The organism is Streptomyces sp. NPDC030814 (assembly GCF_055572155.1).
The window spans coordinates 167,670-194,322 of record NZ_JBVIDX010000014.1 but is presented as its reverse complement, the minus strand read 5'-3'; the positions used below and the strand labels follow the sequence as shown (position 1 = coordinate 194,322).

The window sequence follows — 26,653 nt, the reverse complement described above, 5'->3', positions numbered from 1 at the left end:
GAACGAGAACTCTCAGGAGAAGTCGCAAAGCAGCCAACTACGTTCGACAGTCGCCAAGGCGACGGCCCGTCCGATTGCCGCCCCCGCCGCGGGGCAGGAGCCGCTGCCGCCGGGCCAGCCGGCAGACCGTCCTGCGGGGTGCCGTCCGGATGGTCCGCAGGACGGGCAACTGGCCCGGCGCGAGCCTGGCCCGCTCGCCGCCACCCGCGATCAGGGCGTTGACGGAGGCCATCGGGTCGCCGCCGACCTGCCGCGCCACCAACGCCCCGACCACGAGGGGAATCAGCACCACAGCGAGGGCCGAACCGGTCGCGGTGGCCGTGGCGGTGACGTTCCGGAGGGGGCGCGGACGCGAGGTGTGCGTGTTCATGACGACAGTGCACCAGCGGCGGCGACGGCCGGGCACCTGACCGCGTACTCATTCGCCGCGCACCGGGTACTCAGTGCCGCATGGGCACACCGCCCGGTCGGAGTGCCGGTGGCCGCTCGACTCAGGCCGCCGCCACGGCTCCCCGCTCCTCCGCCGGCCTGTGGATCGGTGTGCCCGACCCGGTCAGCGGGACGCCCGTGCCGCCGCGTCGGGTGGCGACGATCTCGGCGGCGATGGACAGGGCGGTCTCCTCGGGCGTACGGGCTCCCAGATCGAGCCCGATCGGAGACCTGAGACGCGCCAACTCCTTCCCCGTCAGGCCCACTTCACGCAACCTGCGCTCGCGGTCGGCGTGCGTGCGGCGGGAGCCCATGGCCCCGACGTACGCGACCGGCAGCCGCAGGGCCGTCCTCAGCAGAGGCACGTCGAACCTGGCGTCGTGCGTGAGCACGCACAGGACGGTCCGCGCGTCGGTCTCCGTGCGCCCGAGGTAGCGGTGCGGCCAGTCCACCACGATCTCGTCGGCGTCCGGGAAACGGGCCCTGGTGGCGAAGACGGGGCGTGCGTCGCACACGGTCACGTGGTAGCCGAGGAACTTGCCCGCGCGCACCAGCGCGGCGGCGAAGTCGATCGCACCGAACACGATCATCCGGGGCGGCGGGACGGACGACTCCACGAGCAGTGTCAGCCCGCCGGGGCAGCGTGATCCGTCCGGTGACAGCTCGACGGTGCCGGTACGGCCGGTGTCCAGCATGGCCCGGGCCTCGGCCACGGCCGTCCGGTCCAGCTCGGGGTGGCCGCCCAGCCCGCCCTCGTGCACGCCGTCGGGCCGTACGAGCAGGCCCTCGCCGAGGAGTTCGGCCGGGCCCCGGGCGACCCGGACGAAGGCCGCCGGTCCGCCCCCGACGACGGCCGAGAGCGCCGAACGGAACACGGGGGCGTCCGCAGTGACCGGGGTGACCAGGATGTCGATCACCCCGCCGCAGGTCAGACCGACGGCGAAGGCGTCCTCGTCGCTGTACCCGAAGCGCTCAAGGATCGTCTCGCCGTCCGCCAGGGCCCGCCGGCACAGCTCGTACACCGCGCCCTCCACGCATCCGCCGGAGACCGAGCCGATGGCCGTGCCCTCGCCGTCGACGGCGAGGGCGGCACCCGGACCGCGAGGGGCGCTGCCGCCCACGGAGACGACGGTGGCGACGGCGAACTCCCGTCCCTCCTCGGCCCAGCGGTGCAGCTCGTCGGCGAGGTCAAGCACGCGGGGCCCCCGCGAGGAGGACCCGGTCGGGCCGGATGGGCAGGTGGCGGTGGCGTACGCCGGTCGCGTGCCAGACCGCGTTGGCGACGGCCGCGGCGGCGCCGACGATGCCGATCTCCCCGATGCCCTTGATCCCGACGGGGTCGTCCGGGTCGGGGTCGTCCACCCAGTGCGCCTCCACGGCGGGCACGTCGGCGTGCGCGGCCACGTGGTACGCGGCGAGATCGGCGCCGTAGTGGCCGCCCGTGGCCACGTCCCGTACCGCCTCCTCGTGCAGGGCCATGGAGATGCCCCAGATCATGCCACCGGTGAACTGGCCGCGCGCGGTGAGCGGGTTGACGATCCGCCCGGCCGCGAAGACGCCGAGCATACGGCGTACGCGTACCTCGCCGGTGGCTGGGTCGACGGCGACCTCGGCGAACTGGGCGCCGTAGGAATGCCGTTCCTTCCGGGCGAGGGCGCCGAGGGCCGCGGTGGTGTCCGAGCGGACGGTGATGCCCTCGGGCGGGACGGTGCCCCCGAGGTCCAGCCGCTCCCGCAGTTCGGCGGCGGCGAGGTTGATCGTCCAGGACCAGGAGCGGGTGCCCATGGAGCCGCCGGCGATCATGGCCGGCCCGAAGTCGCTGTCGCCGATCCGCACCCGGACGCGGTCCGGTGCGACCTCCAGCGCGTCGGCGGCGACCAGGGTGAGTGCGGTACGGGCGCCGGTGCCGATGTCCGCCGCGTTGATCCGCACGGTGAAGGAGCCGTCCGCCTCGGCCGTCACGGCCGCCGTGGAGGGCCCGGCGCCCGCGCCGAAGGAGGCCGCGGCCGTGCCGGTGCCGAGCAGCCAGCGCCCGTCGCGGCGGATGCCGGGACGCGGGTCGCGGTCGGCCCAGCCGAACCGGCGGGCGCCCTCGCGGAAGCAGGCGGACAGATTGCGGCTGCCGAAGGGCAGGCCCGACACGGGGCCCCGCTCGGGCTCGTTGCGCAGGCGCAGGTCGATCGGGTCGACGCCCAGCTTCTCGGCGAGTTCGTCGAACGCCGACTCCAGCGCGAACGAGCCCGGCGCCTCACCCGGCGCGCGCATCCAGGTCGGGGTGCCCACGTCGAGGCGTACGACGCGGTTGACGGTGTGGTGGGCGTCGGCGTCGTACATCACGCGCGAGGGAGCGCTGCCGGACTCGACGAACTCGTGCACGGTCGAGGTGAGGCTCAGGGAGCGGTGCTCCAGGGCGCGCAGCCGTCCGTCCGCGTCGGCGCCGAGCCTGATCCGCTGGATGGTGGGGCTGCGGTAGCCGGCGAGGGAGAACATCTGACGGCGGGTCATGACGACCCGGACCGGGCATTGGAGGACCGTCGCGGCCATCACGGCGGCCACCTGGTGGGCGCGGACCCCCTTGCTGCCGAAGCCGCCGCCGACGTGTTCCGAGCGGACCCGCACGGCGGACGGGTCGAGCGAGAAGAGGTTCGCGAGCTCTCCGGCGACCCATGTGGTGCCCTGGTTGGAGTCGACGACCTCCAGCCGGCCGTCCTCCCAGCGGGCTGTCGCCGCGTGGGGCTCCATCGGGTTGTGGTGCTCCTCGGGGGTGGTGTACTCGGCGTCCACGACGGCGGCGGACGCGGCGAGTTCGGCCTCCAGGTCGCCCTTCTCCGTGACCGCCGGACCGAAGCCGTCCGCGGGGTACGCCTCCGGGTGGCCGGCGGCGAACGCGATGTCGTGCGCCTCCTGGTCGTAGTGCACGACGAGTGCCTCGGCGGCCTCCCTGGCCTGCTCGGAGGTCTCGGCGACGACCAGCGCCACCGGCCAGCCCAGGTGGGGCACCCGGTCGTGCTGGAAGACGGCGGCGGTGGGATCCGGCTTGCTTCCCATGAGGCCGGCGTAGTCGGTCTCGACGCGCGGGGCGTTGCCGTGGTGCAGGACGGTGAGGACTCCCGGCATCGCCAGCACGGGCGCGGTGTCGATCGAGCGGACGCGGCCGCGGGCGACGGTGGAGAGCGCGAGCCAGCCGTGGGCGAGCCCCGCGAAGGGGATCTCGGCCGCGTAGCGGGCGGCTCCGGTGACCTTGTCCCGGCCCTCGACCCGGGTGTGCACGGTGCCGACGGCGCCCTGGCGCGCGGTGGGGGCGGTGGTCATCGGGCGGCCTCCTCGGTGAGTCGGGTCAGTTCGGCCACGACGAGGTTGCGCATCAGGGTCACCTTGTAGACGTTGTGCGGCAGCGGCCGGGCGTCGGCGAGTTCGGCGTCCGCGGCGGCGGCGAAGGCCTCGGCGTCAGCGGTCGCGCCGAGCAGGAAGCCTTCGGCGGCGCGGGCCCGCCAGGGCCGGGAGGCGACGGCCCCGAACGCGAGGCGCACGTCGTGCACGACGCCGTCCCGGACGTCGAGGGCGGCGGCGATCGAGCCGATGGCGAAGGCGTACGAGGCGCGTTCGCGCACCTTGCGGTAGCGGGAGCGGGCGGCGACGGGCGAGGGCGGCAGGGTGACGCCGGTGATCAGCGCGCCCTGCGGCAGCGCCGTCTCCCGGTGCGGGGTGTCGCCGACCGGCAGGTAGAAGTCGGCGAGCGGCAGCTCACCCGGCCCGTCCGGGGTCTCGTAGGACACGGCGGCGTCGAAGGCCGTCAGGGCCACGCCCATGTCCGACGGATGGGTGGCCACACAGTGCTCGGTCGCGCCGAGGATGGCGTGGTTGTGGTGCTCACCGGTGACGGCGGGGCAACCGCTGCCGGGGACGCGTTTGTTGCAGGGCTTGGTGATGTCGGCGAAGTAGCCGCAGCGGGTCCGCTGCAGCAGGTTGCCGCCGACGGTGGCCATGTTGCGCAGCTGTCCGGAGGCGCCGGCGAGGACCGCCTGGGTCAGTGCCGGGTAGCGGCGGCGGACCTCGGGGTGGGCGGCGAGGTCGCTGTTGGTGACGGTGGCGCCGATCCGCAGCCCGCCGTCGGCGGTGGACTCGATCCGGTCCAGCGGGAGTTCACGGACGTCGACGAGCCGAACGGGCCGTTCCACGCCGGTCTTCATCAGGTCGACGAGGTTGGTGCCGCCGCCGAGGAAGCGTGCCTCGGGATCTGCGTCGAGCAGGGCCAGGGCGCCGGGGACGTCGTGCGCGCGCCGGTAGTCGAACTCCTTCACGCGACGACCTCCTTGGCGGCCGTGCGGTCGGCGGCGGCGCGGGCGACTGCCTCCACGACGGCCACGTACGCGCCGCAGCGGCAGAGGTTGCCGCTCATGCGCTCCCGGATCTCCTCCGGTGTCAGGGGTGGTGGCCCGGCCTCGGGCCGTACGTCGTCGGTGGCGGCGCTGGGCCAGCCCGCCGCGTGCTCCTCGATCACCGCGATCGCGGAACAGATCTGGCCGGGGGTGCAGTAACCGCACTGGTAGCCGTCCAGTTCGAGGAAGGCCTCCTGCACCGGGTGCAGCCGGTCGCCGTCGGCCACGCCTTCGATGGTGGTGATCTCACGTCCCTCGGCCGCCACCGCCAGCTGAAGACAGGAGACGTTCCTGCGCCCGTCGACAAGGACGGTGCAGGCACCGCACTGGCCCTGGTCGCAGCCCTTCTTGGTACCGGTCAGGTCGAGGCGCTCGCGCAGGGCGTCGAGCAGGGTGGTGCGGTGGTCGACGGTGAGCGTGCGCTTCTCGCCGTTGACGGTCAGGGTGACGGCGCTGTACGTCGAGGAGGGGGCTGAGGACATGAACAGCCTTCTTTCGCGTATCCGGAGCGTCCGAAAGAGGCTCCGGCAGGCAGAGATGGGCAAGGACATGACGGTCGAGTGAGGGCGCGGCTCGTGGCGGCGCTAGGATGGGCCAACCGGACACGTGTCCGTCTCCCCGGACAACGTAACGGACAGCTGTCCGGATCGGCAAGCACGGATTCCGGCCACGACGGGCCGGCGAGGAGGACGCGTGGCAGAGGAGAAGGACGCGCCTCTGCGCTCCGACGCCCGGCGCAACCGCGAGCGCATCCTGGCCGTCGCGCTGGAGGAACTCACCCGGGCCGCGGACGTGCCCCTGAGCGCGATCGCGAAGAAGGCGGGAGTCGGGCAGGGCACGTTCTACCGCCACTTCCCGAACCGCGAGGCCCTGGTCCTCGAAATCTACCGGCATGAGATGCAGCAGGTCGCCGACAGCGCGGCCGAGCTGCTCGCGATCCACGCGCCGGACCGGGCGCTGCGGGAGTGGATGGACCATCTGGCCGGGTTCGCCCTCACTAAGGTCGGTCTTGCGGACGCGATCCGGCAGGCGGCGGGCGCTCCGGGCAGCCCCGGCAGGCCGGGCCCCGCCCCGGTACTCGCGGCCGCCGACGTGCTGCTGCGCGCGGCCGAGGAGGCCGGCACCATCCGGCCCGGTGTGAGCGCGGACGACTTCTTCCTCGCCATCGCCGGGCTCTGGCAGATCGGCCCGAGCGAGGACTGGCAGGCCCGGGCCACCCGCCTCATGGACCTCGTCATGGACGCCCTGCGCACGGGCGCGCCGAAGAGGTGAGAAACCGCCGGAGAACCGGCCGCCCGTCTGCGCGGCAGCCCTCCGGCGGTCGACCGGTCAGGACTTCTTGAGCTTGTACGCCTTCTTCACGGTGATCTCGAAGGTGGACGCCCGGTCGGCGCCCTTGACCCTGAGGCTGACGGAGCCGTGCCCGTTGCGGTCGAGGTGCTCGGCGGGCAGCGTGGCGAGCGCCGGATGCGCTATCAGCGCCCGGTTCTTGACCACCGGCACCCGCCGCCACGTCGAACCGCCGTCGAAGGACGCCTCGACGGTCAGCGAGCGCACCTTGCCGCGCGCCCGGTCACCCGTCCGCTGGATCGTGAACGGCACGGCGACCGTACGGCCGTCCGCGACCCGGGACCACTTGTCGACCGGCGGCGCGAACCGCACGCCGGTCAGGGGCAGCACGGCTGTGCTGCCCTCGGCGGCCCGGCCCGAGCGGAACGTCCACACTCCCTCGACCTCGGTGCTCACGCCGTTCCACTGGGTGCGGTCGGCGTTGGCCCTGAGGGTGTATGTGCCGGTGTCCGCCGGGACCTCCCAGGCGGCGAGCGCGGTGTTCCGTGGTGACTCCTCGGCACCGTCCCGGCTCCTGGCGAGCTGCTCGCCGCCGCGGCTGAGGGTGTAGGAGTACGTGGCGTACAGGTCGTCGCTGGTGAACAGGTGCCGCGGGTCGGAGTCGCCGCCCAGCGGCAGGTCCACGGTGACGGTGTCCCCGGTGCGCGTGAACTGGCGTCCGTCGGGCGCGAGGGCGGGGGCAGCCGCCGGACGGTTCCAGTGCTCGGTGCGGGGGCCGGGCCGGAAGACCTCGGGCCGGGTGAACAGCGCGCGGTGCTCCAGCGGGTCGAAGCTGTCCGTGTTCTGCCAGCTCCAGCGCAGCTCCTGGGACCAGGCGATGTTCTTGGACGCGGTGAAGAACTCGGTACGGGTTCCGGGCGAGGGGACGTTGACACGGCGTCCGCCGACCGGGACGCCTCTCACGGTCGCCGTGGCCAGCTTCGACTTCAGCGGGAAGGGCTGGTCGAAGGCGCCGGTCTGCTCGGCGGCGTGGTAACGCGCCTTGGTTCGCGCGAGTCGGGAGTCCCTGACCCGTCCGGTGAGACCGGCCGGGATACGGCCCTCGCGGAAGGCGGCGAGGTAGTACACCGGTCCGGTGGCCGTCGGGTACGAGTACTCGCCGTCGCCGGGGGCGCCGTCGGGGGCCTTTCCGTAGACGTAGCCCTGGGCGAGGTCCTCGCGGAAGTACGCCGTGTACCGGTCGCCCTTGGCGCGGGTCCTGGACGGCACCGCCCAGTAGTCCGGCGCCCGGTGCCTGAACTGCACGTCCGTGTGGAGGGAGAGCGGGCCGCGCTCCCCCGCGGGGGCCTTCGCCTGCCGCTGGGCGACGCCGACCTGGCGGTAGATGTTCTCGGCCTCGCGGTTGTCGACCTTGTGGGCGAGCCTGCGCGCCGCCGTGCCGCCGAGGGTCAGTTCGGTGGCCTTGTCGACCCGGACGCGGGGCTCGCCGGCGAGGATGATGTCGCTGTCGAACCAGTACGAGTCGTCCTCGTGCCGGCCGATGAACGCCGAGACACCATAGGTGCCCGCGGGGACCCGAACCGTGATCTTCGAGGTGACCGTGGCGAGTTGCGGCTCCTCGAACGGCTCCAGGGGCCGGTCCAGCGGCAGGATGTCCACGACGGAGATGCCGTCGGCGCCCTCTCCCAGCTGGTCGCGGAGGTTGAGGGTGAGCTCGTGGCTCTCGGGTTCGAGACTCAGGCCGACCGGGACGCGGACGGCCGTGGAGCCGGACTCGGCGGTCAGGAGGGCCGAGAGGGCGCCGCCCGTGCGGATGCCGTTGTCATGGAACTCGACGGCCACGGAGGCCGTGCCGTGGGCCGGGACGGTCACCTCGTCCTGGGCCAGGGCGAGCAGACCGGTGGGCAGGTTCCCGCGGGTGGACTTCACGTCGAGGGTGAGGTCCAGGGTGATGTCCTCGGTGCTGTCGTTGGCGAAGGCCACCTTGCGCCGGGTGTCCTCCGAGGAGCGCGGCCAGGACAGCCGGCCGAAGTCCAGGGCGGACGACGTGGCCATGACCCGCTGGTCAACCGCCCGTTCGACGTCGACCACTCCTGAGCCCTGGTCGTAGACGCTCTCGCCGGCACTGGGCCGGGCGCTCGAGACCAGGGCCTGGGCCACCTGGCGGGGCGTCCAGCCGGGGTGGGCCTGCATCACGAGGGCGGCGGCTCCCGCGACGGCGGGTGACGCCATGGACGTACCCGACAGGCGGGTGTAGTCGTCGTCGACCGGGCCCTCGGGGCCGGCCGGGTCGACGTCGCCGATGGGGGTGTCCTTGGCGCGGGCCGCCGTCACGGCGACGCCGGGGGCCTTGATGTTGGGCTTGACGCTGTGGTCGCCGAAGAGGGGGCCGCGGCTGGAGAAGCTCGCTACGGCGTCGTCACCGCCGGCCGCGCCCACGGCGAGCGCGCCCTCGGCTGCCGCAGGCGGGGAGACCGTGTAGGAGCGGGGACCGTCGTTGCCGGCCGCCACCACGGGCAGCACACCCCGCTCCAGCAGGGCCTCGGTGGCCAGCGACCAGGGGTCGGTGCCGTCGCTCAACGCCCGTGCTCCGAGGGACATGTTGACGATGTCGACACCCTCGTCGGCCGCCCACTCCATGCCGTCGATGACGTGGGAGACGGAGCCGACCGGGCCGGACAGCACCCGGGCGCTCAGGACCTCGGCGCCGGGCGCGACACCGGCGTACCTGCCGCCGGACGCGGCGCCGGTCCCGGCGATGATCCCGGCGACGTGGGTGCCGTGGCCGTCCACGTCGCTCTTCTCGTCGTCCCAGCTGATGAAGTTCTCCGCCTTGGAGACCCGTTCCCTGAGGTCGCGGTGGGTGACGCGCACGCCGGTGTCGATCACGGCGACCTTGACGCCGCTGCCGTCGAGGCCGCGCTCCCTGAGGCCCTTGGCGTTGATCTGCCCCACCAGGTCGGAGACCGCGACATCACCGTCCGGGGTGGTCTCCGGTTCGTCGGCCGCGCCTGTCTCGCCGGTGAGCTCGACCGGGGTGTCGAGCCACACCTTCTTGACGCCGGGCGCGAGTTCGGGATCGGCGCCCTCCTCGGAGGTTATGAGCGTCCGCCACAGGGCGCCGTCGTCGTCCTCGGGCAGGGTCACGGCGGTGGCGTCGATCGACTCCAGCTCCACCGTGTTCCCGGGCAGCGCCTCCGCCCGGGTGGCGGCGGGCAGCCGCGGGCCGCGGTGGCGGACGATCAGGGGCAGTCCCCGGTCGCCGTCGGCCCCGTCGTCGTAGCCGAAGCGGTGCAGGGCTCCGAGGTCGAAGAGCTGGTCGTCGACCTTGCCGGTGGCGACCAGCGGCGCCACATCCATGGGAATGACCTGCAGGTCGGAGCCGCTGCCCCGCCGCACGAAGCCGATGGCTTCGCGGCCCTTGCCGGGCTCGATGTCGACTTGGGGCTCGCCCCGTTCGGTTCCGACCGTCACCACGTCGCCGGTGACGAGGGTGAACCGCTTCCCCTTCAGCGAGGCGATTCCGCCCGCCGCCGAGGAGACGGGGGTGGGCGTCGGGGCGGATGCGGGGGTGGCCGCGCGGGTGGCGGGAGTGGCGGGGGTGGCCGCGGTGGATAACCCGCTCTGCGTGGTGACGAGCAGAAGGGCCGCCAGGGCGCCGCCCGTCCATGCCGGGACACGTGGTCTGGTCACGCGAACTCCGTTCGAAGTGGGGGGTGTTGAAGAAGATGCAGATGTGAACGAAGGAACGGTGAGTCACAGTACCGAATGGGTGATCGTTTTCTAAGAGGCTCAACTCCCTTTGATCTCAAGGGAATTAGACCGCTCGACGCATACATCTTGACGCGTAAATGACAAGGATGGCATCTTCCCATGGGAGCGCTCCCATCTCACCAGGGAAGGGAACACCATGCGCAGCACCCGCCACTCCCCCATCCGGATCCTTCCGCTTCTCGGCCTGCTGGCCGCCTTGCTCCTCCCCTTCGCGATCGCCCTCGCACCTCCGGCCGCCGCGTCGAAGGGGAGGGCCGCCGATCCGGTGCGCATCATGCCGCTCGGCGACTCCATCACCGGCTCGCCCGGCTGCTGGCGAGCCGTGCTGTGGAACCGGCTGCAGAACGCCGGCCACACGGACATCGACTTCGTCGGCACCCTCGGCCCCCAAGGCTGCGGTCAGGCGCACGACGGCGACAACGAAGGCCACGGCGGCGAACTCGTCACCCATGTGGCCGACCGGAACCTGCTGCCGGGCAGGCTCGCCGCGACCCTTCCCGACATCGTTGTCATGCATTTCGGCACGAACGATGTGTGGAGCAGCATCCCTCCCGACCGCATCCTCGCCGCCTACACCAAGCTCGTCGGGCAGATGCGGGCCGCCAACCCCGACATGAAGATACTCGTCGCGCAGATCATCCCCATGAACCCCGGCAGCTGCACGGGCTGCGCGCAGCGCGTCGTCGACTTCAACGCGCGGATCCCGGCCTGGGCGCAGGCGACGAGCACCAGCCGTTCACCGGTGACCGTGGTCGACCAGTGGACGGGCTTCGACACGGCCGCCGACACATATGACGGTGTGCACCCGAACGCGGCCGGGGACAACAAGATCGCCGCTCGGTGGTATCCGGCGCTGAGCGCGCTGCTGGAGCCCGGCTCCGGGGGCCCGGGAGACCCCGGTGACCCGGGTGAGGGGCCGTGCACCGCGGCCTTCCGCGCCGTCAACGTCTGGCAGGGCGGCTACCAGGGCGAGGTGACGGTGACCAACACGTCGGCCTCCGCCGTCTCGGGCTGGACCGTGACCGTCGTACCGGCCGGCGGGGCACGGCTGGCCCAGGTGTGGAACGGCACGTCGAGCACGGCGGCCGACGGGACGGCCACCGTCACCAACACCAACTGGAACGGCACGCTCGCCCCCGGCGCCCGCACCGCCTTCGGCTTCATCGCCGACACCCCGGCCACGGCCGGGACACCGGCGGCGACCGTCACCTGCACGGCGCGGGCCGCCGCCGGTTCGTGACGGCGGGTCGCGCCCTCGTGGCCGGCATCCGAGCGGCGGGCTTCGGCCGCCGGGTGACGGCCGTACCCCTCAGGCCCCCCTCGGACATCCCCGGCCGAGCACCGCTCGCCCTCCTCTCCCCGCTGTTCCCATCCCACCCCCCACCTGGAGCCTCCATGAGATCCCGTACGCCCACCGTCCGCCGTGCGGCCACGGTCGCCGCAGCCCTCCTCGGGCTGCTGCTGCCGCTGCTGGTGATCGGCTCGCCCGCGCAGGCCGCGCCCACCGGTCTCCGTATCCAGAACGGCCGGCTGCTGGAGCGCTCCGGCAATGACTTCGTGATGCGGGGCGTGAACCACGCCCACACCTGGTACGCCAACCGGACCAGCTCCCTGTCCCACATCAAGGCCAAGGGCGCCAACACGGTGCGCGTGGTGCTCTCCAGCGGTGACCGGTGGACGCGCAACGACACCGCCGACGTCGCGAACGTGGTCGCGCAGTGCAAGCAGAACCGGCTCATCTGCGTCCTGGAGGTGCACGACACCACGGGCTACGGCGAGCAGAGCGGGGCCGTCACGCTGTCGCGGGCCGCCGACTACTGGATCAGTGTGCAGGACGCGCTGACCGGTCAGGAGGACTACGTCATCGTCAACATCGGCAACGAGCCGTACGGCAACAACAACTACGCGGGCTGGACCGCCGACACCAAGGCGGCGATCCAGAAGCTGCGCACGGCCGGCTTCCACCACACGATCATGGTGGACGCCCCCAACTGGGGCCAGGACTGGGCGTTCACGATGCGCGACAACGCGGCGTCCGTCTTCGCCGCCGACCCGGACGCCAACACGATGTTCTCGATCCACATGTACGGCGTCTTCGACACGGCCGCTGAGATCACCGACTATCTGGGCCGCTTCGTCGCCGCGAAGCTCCCCCTCGTGGTGGGCGAGTTCGGGCACGACCACTCGGACGGCAACCCCGACGAGGACACCATCCTGGCCACCGCCCAGCAGCTCGGCCTCGGCTACCTGGGCTGGTCGTGGAGCGGCAACGGCGGTGGCGTCGAGTACCTGGACATGGTCACGAACTTCGACCCGAACCAGCTGACCAGCTGGGGCAGGCGACTCTTCGAAGGTGCGAACGGCATCGCCGCCACCTCGAAGGAGGCCGCGATCTACGCCTCCTCCGGCGGCGACACCACGCCCCCGACCGCCCCCGGCACCCCGACCGCCTCGTCGGTGACCCCCTCGTCGGCCAGGCTGGCCTGGACCGCCGCGACCGACGCGACCGGTGTCACCGGCTACGACGTGGTCCGCGTCGACGGCACGACGGAAACACCGGTGACGACCACGACCGGCACGTCCACCACCCTGACCGGGCTGGCGCCGTCGACGTCGTACGTGTTCGCCGTCTACGCCCGGGACGCGGCCGGCAACCGTTCACCACGCTCCGGCACGGTGAGCGTCACGACGCCTTCCGGGGGCACCACGGCGTCCTGCTCCGTCGGCTACCGGGTGACGAACGAGTGGCCCGGCGGCTTCCAGGGCGAGATCGTCATCCGCAACACCGGCGGGTCGGCGGTCAACGGCTGGACCCTGCGCTGGACGTTCCCCGACAGCCAGCGCGTCAGCAACCTGTGGGGCGGCACCGTGGCCCAGAGCGGCGCCGACGTCGCCGTCACCTCCGCCCCGTACACCGCGAACATCCCGGCGTCGGGCTCCGCCACCGTCGGCTTCACCGCGAGCAAGGGGAGCACGAACCCGAGTCCGACGGCGTTCACGCTCAACGGATCGGTTTGTACGACGGCGTGATGCCGGCGCCGCGGCCCAGGGGGCGCCGATCCGGTACGGGTCGCGGGGCCGTGCGGTGGGCGCGAGCGGGACCAGACCACGGCGAACAGGACCGCACCGAGAACGAACAGAGGGCGCCGTGCGTGGTCCGGCTCGGCGCCCTCCGTGTCGTCGTCGGTCCCTGCGCTATGACCAGGGCAGAACCAGGGCGCCCCAGGCGACGATGGGGCCGAGGGCGACGATTCCGCCGGTGTAGCCGATGACCTGCCGGTAGAAGCGGCGGGTGTCCACTCCACGGGCGTTGCTGAGGACGAGTGCTCCATTGGTCGAGAAGGGAGAGGTGTCGACGATCGTCGTGGAGACGGCGAGCGCGGCGATCAGCCCGGCGGAGCTGAGGTGGCTGGAGAGCAGCAGCGGTACGGCGATGGGAATGATCGCCGTGAGGATCGCGGTGGAGGAGGCGAAGGCGTGACGGCGACGGTGAAGCACAGTGACCCCACCGTGCTGGTCGTCCCCGCCGACTCGCCCCTGCGCACACATCCCTCCGTGCGCCTCGGCAACCTCGCCGACCAGGAGTGGATCATCCGCGCCGACAACCACCCCGTCGCCGACGTCCTGCGCCGAAGCTGCCGCCAGGCGGGATTCGAGCCGCGCATCGCCTACGCGTCGCACGACTATCAGGAGGCGCAGGCCATGGTCGCCGCGGGTCTCGGCATCGCGCTCGCACCCCGCCTGGCCCTCACCAGCCGACGCAGCGACGTCCGCCTCCTGCCGTTCGCCTCCGACGTCCCGGCCCCCACCCGCCGCATCCTCCTCGCACGCGCCGCGGCACGCCCGGCCACCCCGCCCGCCCAGGCGATGGCCCGCGTCCTGCGCACGGTGGCGCAGCGATTCACCGCCCCGGACCTGCACCGGGCCCAGCTCGGGGCGGTCCGCCGGGGCTGACGGCGCGGCCATGAGCCGCGCCCGCGAGCCGAGTTCGGGGGCGGTCCGCAGGGCCGGCGAGAAGTGACGCGAGTCCGCTGCCGTGGCGGCGGTTCGACGGCATGGTCGTGGGCGCCTAAGGGGTCCTTTCACCATGAGCGTCCGATCAGGTCGCGTGGTCTGGTGCCGTGCATCGCAAGGCGCCGGAAGGTCCTCGTCAGCGGAGCTACCAGGGCCTTTGGGCAACGCGGCGAGGTGCGGTGCCGGACCACGCGACCCGGGCGGGCATAGTGAAAGGACCCCTAAGTCATGATCGGCCGGCTCAGGCCGCACCCCCCGGCCCCATCCCGTCCCCCTTCAGCCGCTCCAGGTCGGACGGGCGGACCTGGATGGCGAGGACGGCGATGAGTGCGGCGATGACGGTGAAGATCGCGGCCATGACGAAGGCGGCCGAGACTCCGGCCGTGAGGACTTCGTCGCCGTAGGGCGGCGGGAGTTGGCCGGTGCGTTCGAACTGGACGCGTTCGAGGGGGGTCGCCTGGGAGAGGAAGCGGGGGATCTGGTCCTCGGCCTCGTTGCTGCTGGCGGTGCCGTACATGGTGACCAGGATGGACAGGCCCAGTGAACCGCCGACCTGTTGCGTGGCGTTGAGGAGACCGGAGGCCGCGCCGGTCTCGTGGGTGGCGACGTCGGAGAGGGCCATCAGGGTCAGGGAGACGAACTCCATGCCCATGCCCATGCTGAAGACGAGCATCGGACCGAGGACGCTGCCGGCGTACGTGGAGTGGACGTCGGTCAGGGTCAGCCAGCCCAGGCCGGCCGCCGCGAGGATGGCGCCCACCACCATGAACGGCTTGGGCCCGTACACGGGCAGGAACCGCGAGGCCAGTCCGGCGCCGATCGCGATCACCGCACTGACCGGCAGGAACGCGAAACCGGTGGCCAACGGGCTGAAGTCCAGCACGTTCTGCACGAAGAGCGTGAGGAAGAAGAACATGCCGAAGATGGCGGCGGCGAGGCACAGCATGATGCCGTACGTGCCCGCCCGGTTGCGGTCGGCGAACATGTGCAGCGGTGTGATCGGCTGCCGGGAACGCTTCTCCACCAGGACGAATCCCAGGAGGAGGACGACGGCCCCGGCGAACGACGCCAGCGTCAGGGCGTCCCGCCAGCCCTCCTGGGCCGCGCGGATGAACCCGTACACCAACAGCACCATGCCCGCGGTGGAGATCAGCGCGCCGGTGACGTCGAAGTGGCCGGGGTGCCGTTCGGACTCCCGGATCCAGCGGGGGGTGGCGAGCACGATGAGCAGGCCGATCGGCACGTTGACGAACAGAACCCACCGCCAGTTCAGCCACTCCACGAGGACACCGCCCGCGAGCAGCCCGATCGCGCCGCCGCCCGCGGAGACCGCCGCGAACACCCCGAACGCCCGGTTCCGTTCGGGCCCTTCGCGGAAGGTCGTGCTGATCAGAGAGAGGGACGTCGGCGAGGCGATGGCGCCGCCGACACCCTGGAGCGCGCGGGCGGCGAGGAGTTGACCGGCGTTCTGGGCGAGGCCCCCCAGGAGGGAGGCCAGAACGAAGAGCAGGACGCCGAAGACGAAGACGCGGCGGCGGCCGAGGATGTCACCGGCCCTGCCGCCGAGCAGCAGCAGACCCCCGAAGGTGAGCGTGTAGGCGTTCACCACCCAGGCCAGGCTGGTGGTGGAGAAGTCCAGGGAGCGCTGGATGTTCGGCAGCGCGATGTTCACGATCGTGATGTCGAGGACGACCATCAACTGACAGGAGGCGATGACCAGCAACGCCATCGCGCTGCCGCCACCACCTGTTGATTCCCGGGTGGCGGTCTCTACTGGGGAGCTCGGCTGAGGGTCGCTGCTCATGGCGTATCGCTCGGCACTGATCGGCGGACGGTCGAGTCCACGCATGCGTCCGTTGTTCGACCGTACGCCCGCGCCACCCCCGTCACCACTCGAACGCCGATCCCGCCCGTCCGGTGCCGCGGCGCGCCCTCTCCGGCCACCCGGCACCGTGGTCCCGCGTCGCCCCGAGGAAAAACAGGGGCCCGAAAACCTGTACCGGTGTGCGGACGGTCATGGCTATGATCGCCGCGATGACGACTCACTCCGTTGACAGAATGGGGGTCCCGTCCGCGCAAGGTGAGTGCTGATGCTCACTCATATCGCGAACGGGGATTCCCGACTCTCCTTCTGGTCGCGCGTGCGCCAGTTCGCCGTGCCGCCGTCGATGATCGAGACCGCCACCGCCCGCCGCGAGGTGGGCGACTGGGCGGGGGCCTGCGCCGCCGCGGGCATCGACATCGACCTCCATCCGCGTACCGTGGCCCGGCGCCACGGCCAGGACGTCGCCGCCCGGCTGCGGGCCGATCTGCGGCATCTGGCTCCGGACCTGTTGCGCTGGCATCTGCCGAGGATCGCCCCCGACGGACTGCTCCGGCCGGGGCTGACCCTCACGCTCGCCCGGTACGGCGCCGAGGGGCGGGCGGGCCCGCACCAGGTGCACCTCGTGGTCCGGACTCCGCCCGCCTGGGCGGACGCCGGTCAGCGGATCGGGCTCGCGCTGTGGGACGGGTCCGCCGGATCCCGCTCCGCGCCGGACGCCTCGCGTCACCCCCACCCCCGTCCCAGCCGCCGCTACCGACTCGATCTGCACCGGCATCTGTGGGACTCCCGCAGGGCCCCTGAGCTGCGCCTCCGTTCCGGGGCCGGGCAGCCGCGCGCCGAGGGCCCGGTCGTGGGGGACGGGGTGGCATCGGGTGCCCTGTCGGCTGCGGTGGGCGTACCGCCTTCGGGTGCCGTACCGCCTTCGGATGCCGTACCGCCCGAGTACGGCTGTGCCGTGGGGCGGTGGGCGGACGAGGCGGCGATCGTGCTGCGTGCCGAGGGACGGTCGGCCGGGCCCGTCCTCATACGGCTCGGGGCGCGGCGTCGGCTGCTGCTGCACCTCGACGACGGCCCGGACGGCGCCGGTTCGTCCGCTCCGCGGATCGAGGCGGCGTCCGAAGGGGAGGGGGCGGCCCTTCACCTCCCGGTGCTCCCCGACGCGGCGACCTGGGTGCCGCCCGACCTGGAGTTGCTGCGCTCCGGGGCGATCGACGCGGACCGACTGCATCCGCTGGTCGCCTCGGCGCTGGTACCCGGCCATGTTCCCGCGGGGCCGCCCCGGGCGGCGGACGCCGCCGGCGAGCCGCGTGTCGTGGAGTGCCGGGGGGAGCGGCACCGGATCGGCCTGGTCGACGGGGTGCTGGTGCCGCTGGACCACGATACGGACGAGATCCGGCGGGAGGAGCTGCTGGTCGCGCTGACCGGCACTCCCTTGCCCTGCCTCCAGGCGATCGACCGCGCGCACCGTCGCCCGGACTGTCTGTCCGGTGTGCGCGAACGGCTGGACCACGGTGACACCGCCGGTGCGCTGGCCGTCGTCGAAGGTCTGCTCGGCCCCGAGGCGGTGCTGCGCGACGGCCCGCTGCGGGACGAGCTGGAGGCGGCCGCCCGGCGACGGATCACCTACGGGCTGTACCGGTCGGGGCTGATCGGACCGGGCCCGGACCGCATCCGCCTGGACGACCGCCGTCGCCCCACCCGTATCCGCCGCTCACGGGACGCGCTCTTCTACTGATCCTCTTCGAGGCCCCTTCCTCCCGACCTCACCCAGTCCCACCACACCCAGTCCCACCACACCCACCCAAGGTGATCAGCCATGACGACTTACGCACCTTTTGGCCCTGTTTCCTCCTCTCTGGAGGTGTCCTTCGCCTCCCAGCTCGACGTCGCCGACGCCCTGCTGACCCTGTTGCGCGACACGACCACCGAGCCCCGGCCCGACACCCAGCTGGAGGCGCTGACGCTGGCCGTCGCCGCCGATCTGCCGGTACTGCTGTGGGGTGAGCCGGGGATCGGCAAGACCGCGGCGCTGACCCAGCTGGCCTCGGCGCTGGACCTGCCGTTGACCACGGTGATCGCCAGCGTGCACGAGCCGTCCGACTTCTCGGGCCTGCCCATCGTGGGCGACGACCCCGCCGAGCAGGGTGTGCCGATGGCGCCGCCGGACTGGGCGGTGCGTCTGGTGCGGGCCGGCCGGGGTCTGCTGTTCCTGGACGAGTTGTCGACCGCGCCGCCCGCCGTGCAGGCCGCGCTGCTGCGGCTGGTGCTGGAGCGGCGGATCGGCGCGCTCCAGCTGCCGCCCGAGGTGCGGATCGTGGCCGCCGCCAACCCGCGGTCCTCGGCGGCCGACGGCTGGGAGCTGAGCCCGCCGCTCGCCAACCGGTTCGTGCACCTCCAGTGGACCCACGACCACGAGGTCGTCGTCCGGGGTCTGGGCGGGACCTGGCCCCGCGCCACCCTGCCCCGGCTCGCCCCCGAGCGGCTGCGGGACGCCGTGGACCATGCCCGCCGGGCGGTGTGCGGGCTGCTGGCCGCCCGCCCCAAACTGGTGCATCAGCTGCCGAACAGTGAGAGCCGACGGGGCGGCCCCTGGCCGTCGCCGCGGAGCTGGGAGATGACCCTGCGGCTCATCGCTTTCGCGACCGCCTCCGGGGTCTCCCGCGATGTGCTGTCCCTGCTGGTCAGGGGCACGGTGGGCGATGGTCCGGGACTGGAGCTGCTGGCGAGTCTGGACCGGATGGACCTGCCGGATCCCGAGGAGTTGCTGGCGGACCCGGCGGGTGCGGTGCTGCCGGACCGGGGGGATCTGCGTCAGGCGGTGCTCGACGGGGTCGTGGCGGCCGTGCGGGCGCGCCCGGAGAAGCCCCGCTGGGACGCCGCGTGGGCACTGCTGGTCCGGGCGCTGGAGACGGGCGCCCCGGATCTGGTGGTCGTCCCCGCGACGACGCTCGCCTCGCTGCGCCGGGCGGACTGGGACGTACCCGCGGCGATCGAACAGCTCGCCGGCGTGGTGTCGCTGTCCCGGCGGGCGGACGAGGCGGCGGGCCGGGCCGCGGCGGCGACCAAGGCCGGCCGATGAGCGCCGACGCGACGAGGACGCGCCCCGACGCGACAAGGAGGCGCCTCGAAGCGGCGCTGGACCGCGACAAGCTCTTCACCGCCCGGCTCCAGGCGGCCCGGGCCCGGCCCTATCTGGCGACGGCGCTGTTCGCGCTGCATCCCGTCGTGTCCCGGCAGGTGCCCACCATGGCCGTCGACCGGCACTGGCGGTGCTATGTCTCCCCGGGGTTCGTGGACCGTACGCCGGTGGAGGAGCTGGCGGGCGTCTGGGTGCACGAGGTGTCGCATCTGCTCCGCGACCATCACGGGCGCAGCGACCGGGTCGCCAGGGAACTGGGGCTGACCGGCCCCGGGGAGCGGCTTCGTATGAACATCGCCGCGGACTGCGAGATCAACGACGACGCCTTCGGCGACGGGCTGGTCAAGCCGGAGGGCGCCGTCGAGCCGGCGACACTGCGGCTGCGCGAGGGGCTGCTCATGGAGGAGTACCTGCGGCTGTTCCGGCTCGGGCCGATGATGAACGATCTGGCGTGGTTGGACTGCGGCAGCGGCGCCGACGGGCTGGAGCGGGAGTGGGACCTCGGGCCGGACGGGGCGCACGGCCTGAGCGAGCAGGAGAAGGACGCGGTCCGGTTCCGGGTGGCCCAGGGCATCAAGGGGCGCCCGGGGAGCGCCCCGGAGGGATGGCGGCGGTGGGCGGAGGACGCGTTCCATCCGCCGCAGCCATGGCGGGAGTTGCTGGGCTCGGCGGTCCGGGCGGCGGCCGCCGGTGCGGGCGGGGGCGACGACTACACGTATGGCCGGCCCTCCCGGCGGTCGGCCGGGGTGCCGGGGGCGGTGCTGCCGAGTCTGCGGCGGACCCCGCCCCGGGTCTCCGTGATCATCGATACGTCCGGGTCGGTCAGCGACGCCGAACTGGGCAGCGCGCTGCTGGAGGTGGCCGCGATCTCCCGCGCCGTGGGTGGGAGACGTGACCTGGTCGCCGTGGTGCCCTGTGACGCGGCGGCCCGGATCGCCCATCCGCTGTGCCGGGCGGAGGGCATCCCCCTGGTGGGCGGCGGGGGCACGGATCTGCGGAGCGGCTTCGACCGGGCGCTGCGGACGCGGCCCCGCCCCGACGTCGTGGTCGTCCTCACGGACGGGCAGACCCCGTGGCCGTCGAGTCGGCCCTCGTGCCGGACTGTGGTCGGGCTGTTCCCCCGGCACGGCGCGGGCCATTCCTGGGACGAGGACGACCCCGACTACGTGCCGGACTCGCCGCCGGACTGGGCGCGGGTGGTCGAGATCGGCTAGGGGGCGTCCGACGACGGAGCCGGCCGCGGCGGTGCCCGCCACGGCCAACGCCCCCACAGGAGCCCGGCAACCAACCTGATGACAATGAAAATGATTGTCGATAAGGTGAGCATGTCAACCCGGGCACCTCTCTGTCGAGGTGACGCCGGGCTGCCCTGACGCCTGAACCACACCGCACGAAAAGGGGAGCCGTGGCTCATCTGTTGGTGGTCGAGAGCTGGGTCGGATCGATGAGCAGACTCCTGCCACGGGCCGTTCGGGAGGGCGGACACGAGTTCACGTTCCTCACCCGCGACCTGCACCACTACCTGCGCTCGGTCCCGGAGGGCACCGCACACCCCCTGCTCGGCGCGCGCAACGTGATCACGGCCGACACCAACGACATCGACACCCTGCTGCCCGAGGTCGAGCGGCTGCACGCGGTGTTCGACTTCGACGGCGTCATGTCCTCCTGCGACTACTACCTCCCGACCGTCGCCCGGATCGCCGCGCGTCTCGGGCTGCCCGGCCCCGGACCGGAGGCGGTCGAGAACGCCTGCCGCAAGGACGCCACCCGCCGCGTCCTCACCGAGGCGGGAGTGCCGGGACCGCGCTTCGCCGTGCACGAGGAGTGGGCCGATCTCACGCGGGCGGCACGGGAGATCGGCTATCCGCTGGTGGCGAAGCCGGTCGACCTGTGTGCGGGGATGTATGTGCGCCGAGTCGACAACGAGAGCGAACTGGCATCCACCGTGCGGGCGTTGGCCGATTTCCCGCTGAACGCGCGCGGGCAGCGGCGGGTGCCCGCCGTGCTCCTCGAAGAACTGCTGACCGGTCCCGAGGTGAGCGTCGAGACCGTGTCGCACGCGGGATCGGTGCACGTCGTGGGGGTGACCGACAAGAGCGTCGGCGGCGCGCCGGCGTTCATCGAGACCGGGCACATGTTCCCCGCTGCCCTGACATCGGCCGACACGGACGCCGCCGTACACACGGCGCTCGGCGCGCTCAAGGCGCTCGGGCTGACCGACGGCGTCGTGGCGCACACCGAGATCAAGCTGACCCCGGCCGGACCCCGCGTCGTCGAGGTCAACCCCCGGCCCGCCGGGAACCGCATCACCGAGCTGATCCGGCATGTCACCGGGATCGACCTCGCCGCGGCAGCCGTCGAGGTCGCCCTCGGCCGTGCACCCGACCTGCGGCGCCGCGAGACGGGGCTGCGCAGCGCCGCCGTCGGTTTCCTCGTGCCCGAGAGGTCGGGCAAGCTGGAGGCCCTGGACGACGCCCCGTTGAAGGGCGCCGAAGGTGTGCTGGAGGCGCAGCTCGCCGAGCCGGGCCGGCAGGTCAGGTCGGCGGGCAGCAACAACGAGTACCTCGGGCACGTCATGGTGGGCGATCCGCACAGGCAGGGTGCGCGCGAGCAGGTGGAGGCCCTGCTCGGCGAGTTGAACGCCGGCCTGGTGATCCGGTGACCGCCTCCACCGTGGCCCGCGCGGCCACGTACGTGGAGTTGCTGGAGGGGGTCAGGGCCGGAGAGCTCGGCCCGGACCCGAGAACGCTGCGGATTGCGGTGGCCTTCACGACCCGGCAGGCCGTGCGGCACGACGGGCGCGCCACCGGCTACCGCAACGAGGTGCTCAGCCTGCGCCTCGCCGGTGCCGTCGGCTCCTGCGCGGTCGAGCCGGGCGCTCTGCCCGACACGGCGATCGACGACTGTGTGGGCGCCGACGTGGCCCGGCTGCTGGACCATCCCCTGCCGCCGGTGCGGGTGGCGGCGCTCGACGCCTACCTGATGCACGTCACCCCGCACACCCCTGAGAACGGGTCGCGTCCCTTCCCCCTTCCGGCCGGCACGTCGCTGGAGAAGTCCCGGGCACGGGCCCACGCCGTCGTCGAACTGCTCGATCTGCCGGCGGGGTCGGCGGTCCTCGTGGTCGGGGTCGTCAACTCCCTGCTGGAGGCGCTGCGTTCGCGTGGGCTCCGCCATGTGCCGTGTGACCTCAAGGGCGGGGTGACCGAGTGGGGCGAGGAGGTCGTCACCGACGCGCTCGGCGCGGCCGACCGCTGTGACGCGCTGCTCGTCTCCGGTATGACGCTCGGCAACGACACGTTCGAGCCGCTGCGGCGCCACGCGCTGCGGCAGGGCAAGCAGTTGGTGATGTTCGCACAGACCGGCAGCGCGGTGCTGCCCCGCTTCCTCGGGCACGGGGTGAGCGCGGTGTGCGCGGAGCCGTACCCCTTCTTCTGGCTGGACGCGGGCCCCGGTGTCCTGCACCGCTACCGCCTGGAGTGTCCGGGCCCGGGAGGTGGCCGGTGACCTCGTCGACCGTCCTGTGTCCCGTCGCCCGGCCGGAACTGCTGTCCCTCGTCGGGCGTACGCCGTTGGCGTGGATCACCGCCGATCTACCGGGCCGGCAGCCCGGCTTCTGGGCCAAGCTCGAAGGGCTCTCGGCGGGCGGCATGAAGGCGCGGGCCGCCGTGTCCATGCTGCTGGGGGCCCGCGAGCGCGGTGAACTGCGCCCCGGCGCCCCGGTGGTGGAGTCCACCTCCGGCACGCTGGGCATCGGCCTGGCCTTCGCCGGTCAGGCGCTCGGGCATCCGGTGGTGCTGGTCGGCGACAGCGAACTGGAGCCGTCGATGCGGCAGTTGCTGCGCTCCCACGGGGTACGGCTGGAGCTGGTGGACCGCCCGGCGCCGCGCGGCGGCTGGCAGGCGGCGCGCCTCGCCCGGCTGCGGGAGCTGCTCGCCGTCCTGCCCGGCGCCTACTGGCCCGACCAGTACAACAACCCCGACAACACCGCAGGTTACGCCTCACTCGCGGCCGAACTGGCCGTGCAGCTGGACCACCTGGACATCCTGGTGTGCAGTGTCGGCACCGGCGGGCACAGTGCGGGCATCATCGGTCCGCTGCGGCGGCACTGGCCCGCGCTGCGGCTGATCGGCGTCGACTCCATCGGATCCACCATCTTCGGCCAGCCGGCCCGGCCGCGGTTGATGCGCGGTCTGGGCAGCAGCATCCATCCGCGCAACGTCGCCTACGAGGCGTTCGACGAGGTGCACTGGGTCGGCCCGGCGGAGGCGGTGGACAGCTGCCGGCGACTCGCCGGCGGCAGCTTCGTCAGCGGCGGCTGGAGCACCGGGGCGGTCGCGCTCGTCGCCGCCTGGGCGGCCCGCGTCCATCCGGGCGCCGTCGTCGCCACCGTCTTCCCCGACGGGCCGCACCGCTACCTCGGCAGTGTCTACGACGACGACTTCGCCGCCGCGCACGGCATCGACCTGGTCACGGCGGCCGTGCGGCCCGTCGAGATCCCGTACCCGGGCGCGGCCGAGGCCGTCGGCTGGGTCCGGTGCCGCCGGGTCAGCGACCCCCTGGGGGTGCCCATCGTCCCGACGCCCACCGCCTACGCCTCCGCGGACCTCGCCGACCCGGCCGAGGGCCCCGCCGTTGCGTCCGTTCCGGAAGAGAGCCTGTGAAGGTCACCCAGCGCGGCGTACGTCTCGACCTCGCCGAGCCGTTGCGCATCTCCCGCTCCACCATGGCCGCCCGCGAGGCGGTGTGGCTGACCGTCGAGCACGACGGGCTGCACGGCCACGGCGAGGCCGTCACCAGCGTGTACTACGGCCTCGACGCCGACACCCTCGGCCGGCTGTTCACGGTGGTCGCCGCCGACCTGGCGCGCCTCCCCGATCCGGAGAGCGCACTTGGGGCCCTGGTGGCCGGTGAACTGACGGGCGCCGACACTCCGCCGGCCGTCACCGCCGCCGTGGACGCCGCGCTGCTCGACCTCGTCGGGAAGCGGGCCGGCAGCCCCGTGCACCGGTTGCTGGGCGCACCGTCCGCCCCGGTCGCGGCCACCGCCCGGACCATCGGGATCACCGCGCCGGACCGTGCCGCCGTCGAGGCCCGCCGGCTCGCCGCGAGCGGCTTCGGGACCGTGAAGATCAAGGCCGGGGCACCCGACCCGGAGGACGACCTCGCACGGGTACGCGCCGTCCGTGACGCGGCGCCCGGCGTGCGGCTGCTCCTGGACCCCAACGGCGCGTGGACGGCGGCCCGGGCGATGGCCCTGCTGCCGCGCTTCGCGGAACTGGGCGTGGAGGCCGTCGAGCAGCCCCTCGTGCCGGGTGACCCGGAGGCGCTGGCCGCCCTCGCCGAGCGCTCACCGCTGCCGGTGATCGCCGACGAGGACGCCGTGAGCACCGAGGACGTGCGGCGGCTCGCCGGGCGCGTCCACGGGGTCAACGTCAAGCTGGCCAAGTGCGGTGGCGTCCACCGCGCCCTGGGAATCGCCGCGGCGGTCGATGGCAGCGGCACCGACCTCATGCTCGGCTGTCTCACCGCCAGCAGCCTCGGTCTCGCACCGGCCGTCCATCTCGCCGACCGGGCCCGCTGGGCCGACCTCGACGGGCACCTGCTGCTCGCCCACGACCCGTGGACCGGCATCGGCGGCCACGACGGGTTCGTCAGGGCAAGTGAGCTGCCGGGGCTGGGAGTTCGGCCCAGGGAGGAGGTGGGTGGTGCGTACGTGGCATGAGATGCGCCGCTTCCCGATCGCCGTCCGCCTCCTGCTGGTCAACCAGCTCGGCGTCAACACCGGCTTCTATCTCCTGATCCCCTATCTGGCGACCCATCTCACCGAGAACCTGGGTATGTCGGCGGCCCTCGTCGGTGTCGTCCTCGGCGTGCGGAACCTCAGCCAGCAGGGGCTGTTCGTCATCGGCGGCTCCGCCTCCGACCGGCTCGGTGCGCGGGGCGTCATCATCGCCGGGTGCGCGCTGCGGACTCTCGGGTTCGGGCTGTTCGCGCTCGGCGACGGACTGCCGGTACTGCTGGCCGCGTCGGTGCTGAGCGGCCTCGCCGGGGCGCTGTTCAACCCGGCCGTGCGGGCCTATCTCACGCAGGAGGCCGGGGAGCGCAAGGCGGAGGCGTTCGCCCTGTTCAACGTGTTTGCGACGACGGGCGCGCTGCTCGGGCCCCTGCTGGGCGGCGTGCTGCTGCTGGTGGACTTCCGTACCTCCGCGCTGACCGCCGCCGGGATCTTCGCGGTGCTCACCGTGGCGCAGGCCCTCGTGCTGCCCGCGCGGAAGGTCGAGGCGAGCGGCAGCGGTGTCCTCGGGGACTGGCGTGAGGTCCTCGGCAACGGGGCCTTCCTGGCCTTCGCGCTCGCCATGGTCGGCATGTTCACCCTGGAGAACCAGCTGTATCTGCTGCTGCCCGCCGGGGCACGGGAGGCCACCGGCTGGGACGGCGCGGCCGGTCTCGTCTTCCTCGTCGGCACCCTCGCCAACCTCGGGTTCCAGTTGCGGATCACCACGGCCCTCAAGTCGCTTGGCAGCCGCGGACGTTGGATCGCCGTCGGGCTCGGCATGATGGGGCTGGCGTTCCTGCCGCCCGCGCTGGCGGCGCGGGCCGGGGCCGCTGGGTGGCTCGACGCCGTGCCGGTGCTGCTCGGGGCGCTGCTGCTGTACCTCGGGATCATGGTGGCCTCCCCGTTCGTGATGGAGCTGATCCCCCGCTTCGGGCGCCCGGAGCTGACCGGTACCTACTTCGGGATCTTCTACGTCGTCTCCGGTGTGGCCGCGGCCGTCGGCAACGCCGTCGTCGGATGGGCCATGGACGCCGGTGAGCGTGCCGGTCAAGCCTGGCTGCCCTGGGTGTGCTGCGCCGTGTTCGGGCTGGTCTCCGCGAGCGGGGTCGTCTGGCTGCACCGGCTGGGCGCGCTGCCCTCGCCACCGGTGCCCGTCTCCCCCGCCCCGGCCGGCGAAAGGAGCAGCGCATGACGGCACGACGGGAGCGGCGGGCTGCCGAGAGTGCGGCGACCCGCAATCTCCTCACCGACAACCCCGAGTTGTACGAGGCCCGCTACCCCGACCCCGAGCGACTCGCCGGGCGCTGGGCGGAGGACTGTCTGCGTCGCCACGGGGCGGGGCCGCGGGTGCTGGACATGGGCTGCGGCACGGGCCGCGACGCCGCGCGTCTGCACGACGCCGGCCGTACGGTGACCGGCGCCGACCTCTCCGAGGCGATGCTGGCCCACGCCCGCGTCCACCACCCCGGACCCGCGTACGTACGGGCCGATCTGCACGGCTTCGACCTGGGCCGGGCCGCCTTCGACGCCGTCGTGTGCCTGGACAGCTCCCTGCTGTACTGCCACACCGGCGACCAGCTCGACGGATTTTTCGGCTCCTGCCGCCACGCGCTCACCCCCGGCGGGCTGCTGGTCGCGGAGATGCGCAACGGCGCCTATTTCCTGGGCCGCACCGATCTGCTCGACACCCCGACCGTCGACGGCTTCACCTGGCGGGGAACCGCCTACCGGTCCACCACCACCCTGACCGTGGACCGCACCGCCCAACTCCTGCGCCGTACCCGCCTCTGGACCTCGGACGACGGCACACCGCCCCTCGAACAGCGCTCCGCCTGGCGGCTGTTGTTCCCGCTGGAACTGCGCCACGTCCTGGCCGCGCACGGCTTGGAGGTGCTCGAACTGCACGACGGGCCGGGCCCGCGCACCGAACCACCCTGGCGGGAAGGGCAGTTGCCCGGCAGCACCACGGACGCGGACCGGCTGCACCTCGTCGCACGACTCACCGCTCGCCTCTGAAGTTCACC

Annotated in this window: 21 protein-coding genes; 13 read left to right on the top strand and 8 right to left on the bottom strand. The window is 72.9% G+C overall.

Annotation, left to right across the window (positions count from 1 at the left end):
- Window positions 1-37 precede the first annotated feature (37 nt).
- The 5 genes from ACZ43N_RS27510 to ACZ43N_RS27490 form a co-directional block, all read right to left on the bottom strand.
- Window positions 38-370, bottom strand: a complete 333-nt coding sequence (locus tag ACZ43N_RS27510) for a hypothetical protein (RefSeq protein ID WP_468101197.1) — start codon at window positions 368-370, stop codon at window positions 38-40.
- Window positions 371-491: 121 nt separating this feature from the next.
- Window positions 492-1,625 carry an XdhC family protein gene (locus ACZ43N_RS27505; RefSeq protein ID WP_468101195.1) on the bottom strand — a complete coding sequence of 378 codons (1,134 nt, stop codon included), beginning with the start codon at window positions 1,623-1,625 and terminating at the stop codon, window positions 492-494.
- Window positions 1,618-3,741, bottom strand: a complete 2,124-nt coding sequence (locus ACZ43N_RS27500; protein ID WP_468101194.1) for a xanthine dehydrogenase family protein molybdopterin-binding subunit — start codon at window positions 3,739-3,741, stop codon at window positions 1,618-1,620. The genes ACZ43N_RS27505 and ACZ43N_RS27500 overlap by 8 nt, the downstream gene beginning before the upstream one ends.
- Window positions 3,738-4,730: an FAD binding domain-containing protein gene (locus ACZ43N_RS27495; protein ID WP_468101193.1), complete on the bottom strand. Its 993-nt coding sequence runs from the start codon at window positions 4,728-4,730 to the stop codon at window positions 3,738-3,740. The genes ACZ43N_RS27500 and ACZ43N_RS27495 overlap by 4 nt, the downstream gene beginning before the upstream one ends.
- Window positions 4,727-5,290, bottom strand: coding sequence for a 2Fe-2S iron-sulfur cluster-binding protein (locus ACZ43N_RS27490; protein WP_468101191.1), 564 nt, complete (start codon window positions 5,288-5,290; stop codon window positions 4,727-4,729). Before ACZ43N_RS27490 ends, ACZ43N_RS27495 begins: the two co-directional genes overlap by 4 nt.
- A gap of 211 nt (window positions 5,291-5,501) precedes the next feature.
- Here ACZ43N_RS27490 and ACZ43N_RS27485 point away from each other — a divergent pair, with 211 nt between their 5' ends.
- A complete protein-coding gene (locus ACZ43N_RS27485) occupies window positions 5,502-6,080 on the top strand; it encodes a TetR/AcrR family transcriptional regulator (RefSeq protein ID WP_468101190.1) in 579 nt (192 codons plus the stop codon).
- Between the two features lie 57 nt (window positions 6,081-6,137).
- On the opposite strand, the gene ACZ43N_RS27480 is transcribed toward ACZ43N_RS27485, so the two are convergent.
- Window positions 6,138-9,791 (bottom strand): S8 family serine peptidase, encoded by a 3,654-nt coding sequence (locus ACZ43N_RS27480; protein WP_468101189.1) that lies wholly within the window; start codon window positions 9,789-9,791, stop codon window positions 6,138-6,140.
- 217 nt (window positions 9,792-10,008) lie between these two features.
- Between ACZ43N_RS27480 and ACZ43N_RS27475 the strand changes: the two genes are divergently transcribed.
- The gene (locus tag ACZ43N_RS27475) at window positions 10,009-11,112 is read left to right on the top strand and encodes a GDSL-type esterase/lipase family protein (protein ID WP_468101188.1); all 1,104 of its coding nucleotides are present in this window, start codon (window positions 10,009-10,011) and stop codon (window positions 11,110-11,112) included.
- Between the two features lie 155 nt (window positions 11,113-11,267).
- Window positions 11,268-12,902 carry a cellulase family glycosylhydrolase gene (locus tag ACZ43N_RS27470; protein ID WP_468101186.1) on the top strand — a complete coding sequence of 545 codons (1,635 nt, stop codon included), beginning with the start codon at window positions 11,268-11,270 and terminating at the stop codon, window positions 12,900-12,902.
- Between the two features lie 165 nt (window positions 12,903-13,067).
- Here ACZ43N_RS27470 and ACZ43N_RS27465 read toward each other — a convergent pair whose 3' ends face one another.
- A complete protein-coding gene (locus ACZ43N_RS27465; RefSeq protein WP_468101184.1) occupies window positions 13,068-13,370 on the bottom strand; it encodes a hypothetical protein in 303 nt (100 codons plus the stop codon).
- Between ACZ43N_RS27465 and ACZ43N_RS27460 the strand changes: the two genes are divergently transcribed.
- Window positions 13,350-13,826 carry a LysR substrate-binding domain-containing protein gene (locus ACZ43N_RS27460; RefSeq protein WP_468101183.1) on the top strand — a complete coding sequence of 159 codons (477 nt, stop codon included), beginning with the start codon at window positions 13,350-13,352 and terminating at the stop codon, window positions 13,824-13,826. The genes ACZ43N_RS27465 and ACZ43N_RS27460 overlap by 21 nt on opposite strands.
- A gap of 301 nt (window positions 13,827-14,127) precedes the next feature.
- On the opposite strand, the gene ACZ43N_RS27455 is transcribed toward ACZ43N_RS27460, so the two are convergent.
- Window positions 14,128-15,615, bottom strand: a complete 1,488-nt coding sequence (locus tag ACZ43N_RS27455; protein ID WP_468101225.1) for an MFS transporter — start codon at window positions 15,613-15,615, stop codon at window positions 14,128-14,130.
- Between the two features lie 361 nt (window positions 15,616-15,976).
- Here ACZ43N_RS27455 and ACZ43N_RS27450 point away from each other — a divergent pair, with 361 nt between their 5' ends.
- From ACZ43N_RS27450 to ACZ43N_RS27410, 9 genes are all read left to right on the top strand, one after another.
- Entirely contained in the window at window positions 15,977-17,446 is a 1,470-nt protein-coding gene (locus tag ACZ43N_RS27450) for a hypothetical protein (protein ID WP_468101181.1), read from the top strand.
- Between the two features lie 81 nt (window positions 17,447-17,527).
- Window positions 17,528-18,790: an AAA family ATPase gene (locus tag ACZ43N_RS27445; protein WP_468101179.1), complete on the top strand. Its 1,263-nt coding sequence runs from the start codon at window positions 17,528-17,530 to the stop codon at window positions 18,788-18,790.
- Entirely contained in the window at window positions 18,787-20,064 is a 1,278-nt protein-coding gene (locus ACZ43N_RS27440) for a vWA domain-containing protein (RefSeq protein WP_468101177.1), read from the top strand. Before ACZ43N_RS27445 ends, ACZ43N_RS27440 begins: the two co-directional genes overlap by 4 nt.
- 191 nt (window positions 20,065-20,255) lie before the next feature.
- Window positions 20,256-21,512: an ATP-grasp domain-containing protein gene (locus ACZ43N_RS27435; protein ID WP_468101176.1), complete on the top strand. Its 1,257-nt coding sequence runs from the start codon at window positions 20,256-20,258 to the stop codon at window positions 21,510-21,512.
- Window positions 21,509-22,357: a Rossmann-like domain-containing protein gene (locus tag ACZ43N_RS27430; RefSeq protein WP_468101175.1), complete on the top strand. Its 849-nt coding sequence runs from the start codon at window positions 21,509-21,511 to the stop codon at window positions 22,355-22,357. The genes ACZ43N_RS27435 and ACZ43N_RS27430 overlap by 4 nt, the downstream gene beginning before the upstream one ends.
- Entirely contained in the window at window positions 22,354-23,514 is a 1,161-nt protein-coding gene (locus tag ACZ43N_RS27425) for a PLP-dependent cysteine synthase family protein (RefSeq protein ID WP_468101173.1), read from the top strand. Before ACZ43N_RS27430 ends, ACZ43N_RS27425 begins: the two co-directional genes overlap by 4 nt.
- On the top strand, window positions 23,511-24,575 hold the full coding sequence (locus ACZ43N_RS27420; protein ID WP_468101171.1) for a dipeptide epimerase: 1,065 nt from the start codon (window positions 23,511-23,513) through the stop codon (window positions 24,573-24,575). Before ACZ43N_RS27425 ends, ACZ43N_RS27420 begins: the two co-directional genes overlap by 4 nt.
- Window positions 24,559-25,821 (top strand): MFS transporter, encoded by a 1,263-nt coding sequence (locus tag ACZ43N_RS27415; protein ID WP_468101170.1) that lies wholly within the window; start codon window positions 24,559-24,561, stop codon window positions 25,819-25,821. Before ACZ43N_RS27420 ends, ACZ43N_RS27415 begins: the two co-directional genes overlap by 17 nt.
- Window positions 25,818-26,645, top strand: a complete 828-nt coding sequence (locus tag ACZ43N_RS27410; RefSeq protein ID WP_468101168.1) for a class I SAM-dependent DNA methyltransferase — start codon at window positions 25,818-25,820, stop codon at window positions 26,643-26,645. The genes ACZ43N_RS27415 and ACZ43N_RS27410 overlap by 4 nt, the downstream gene beginning before the upstream one ends.
- Window positions 26,646-26,653 lie beyond the last annotated feature (8 nt).

Bases quoted from the DNA above. Each gene is read 5' to 3' on its own strand.
- ACZ43N_RS27510 (WP_468101197.1), bottom strand. From the start codon at position 370: ATGAACACGCACACCTCGCGTCCGCGCCCCCTCCGGAACGTCACCGCC.
- ACZ43N_RS27500 (WP_468101194.1), bottom strand. From the start codon at position 3,741: ATGACCACCGCCCCCACCGCGCGCCAGGGCGCCGTCGGCACCGTGCAC.
- ACZ43N_RS27490 (WP_468101191.1), bottom strand. From the start codon at position 5,290: ATGTCCTCAGCCCCCTCCTCGACGTACAGCGCCGTCACCCTGACCGTC.
- ACZ43N_RS27475 (WP_468101188.1), top strand. From the start codon at position 10,009: ATGCGCAGCACCCGCCACTCCCCCATCCGGATCCTTCCGCTTCTCGGC.
- ACZ43N_RS27470 (WP_468101186.1), top strand. From the start codon at position 11,268: ATGAGATCCCGTACGCCCACCGTCCGCCGTGCGGCCACGGTCGCCGCA.
- ACZ43N_RS27455 (WP_468101225.1), bottom strand. From the start codon at position 15,615: ATGGCGTTGCTGGTCATCGCCTCCTGTCAGTTGATGGTCGTCCTCGAC.
- ACZ43N_RS27450 (WP_468101181.1), top strand. From the start codon at position 15,977: ATGCTCACTCATATCGCGAACGGGGATTCCCGACTCTCCTTCTGGTCG.
- ACZ43N_RS27445 (WP_468101179.1), top strand. From the start codon at position 17,528: ATGACGACTTACGCACCTTTTGGCCCTGTTTCCTCCTCTCTGGAGGTG.
- ACZ43N_RS27440 (WP_468101177.1), top strand. From the start codon at position 18,787: ATGAGCGCCGACGCGACGAGGACGCGCCCCGACGCGACAAGGAGGCGC.
- ACZ43N_RS27410 (WP_468101168.1), top strand. From the start codon at position 25,818: ATGACGGCACGACGGGAGCGGCGGGCTGCCGAGAGTGCGGCGACCCGC.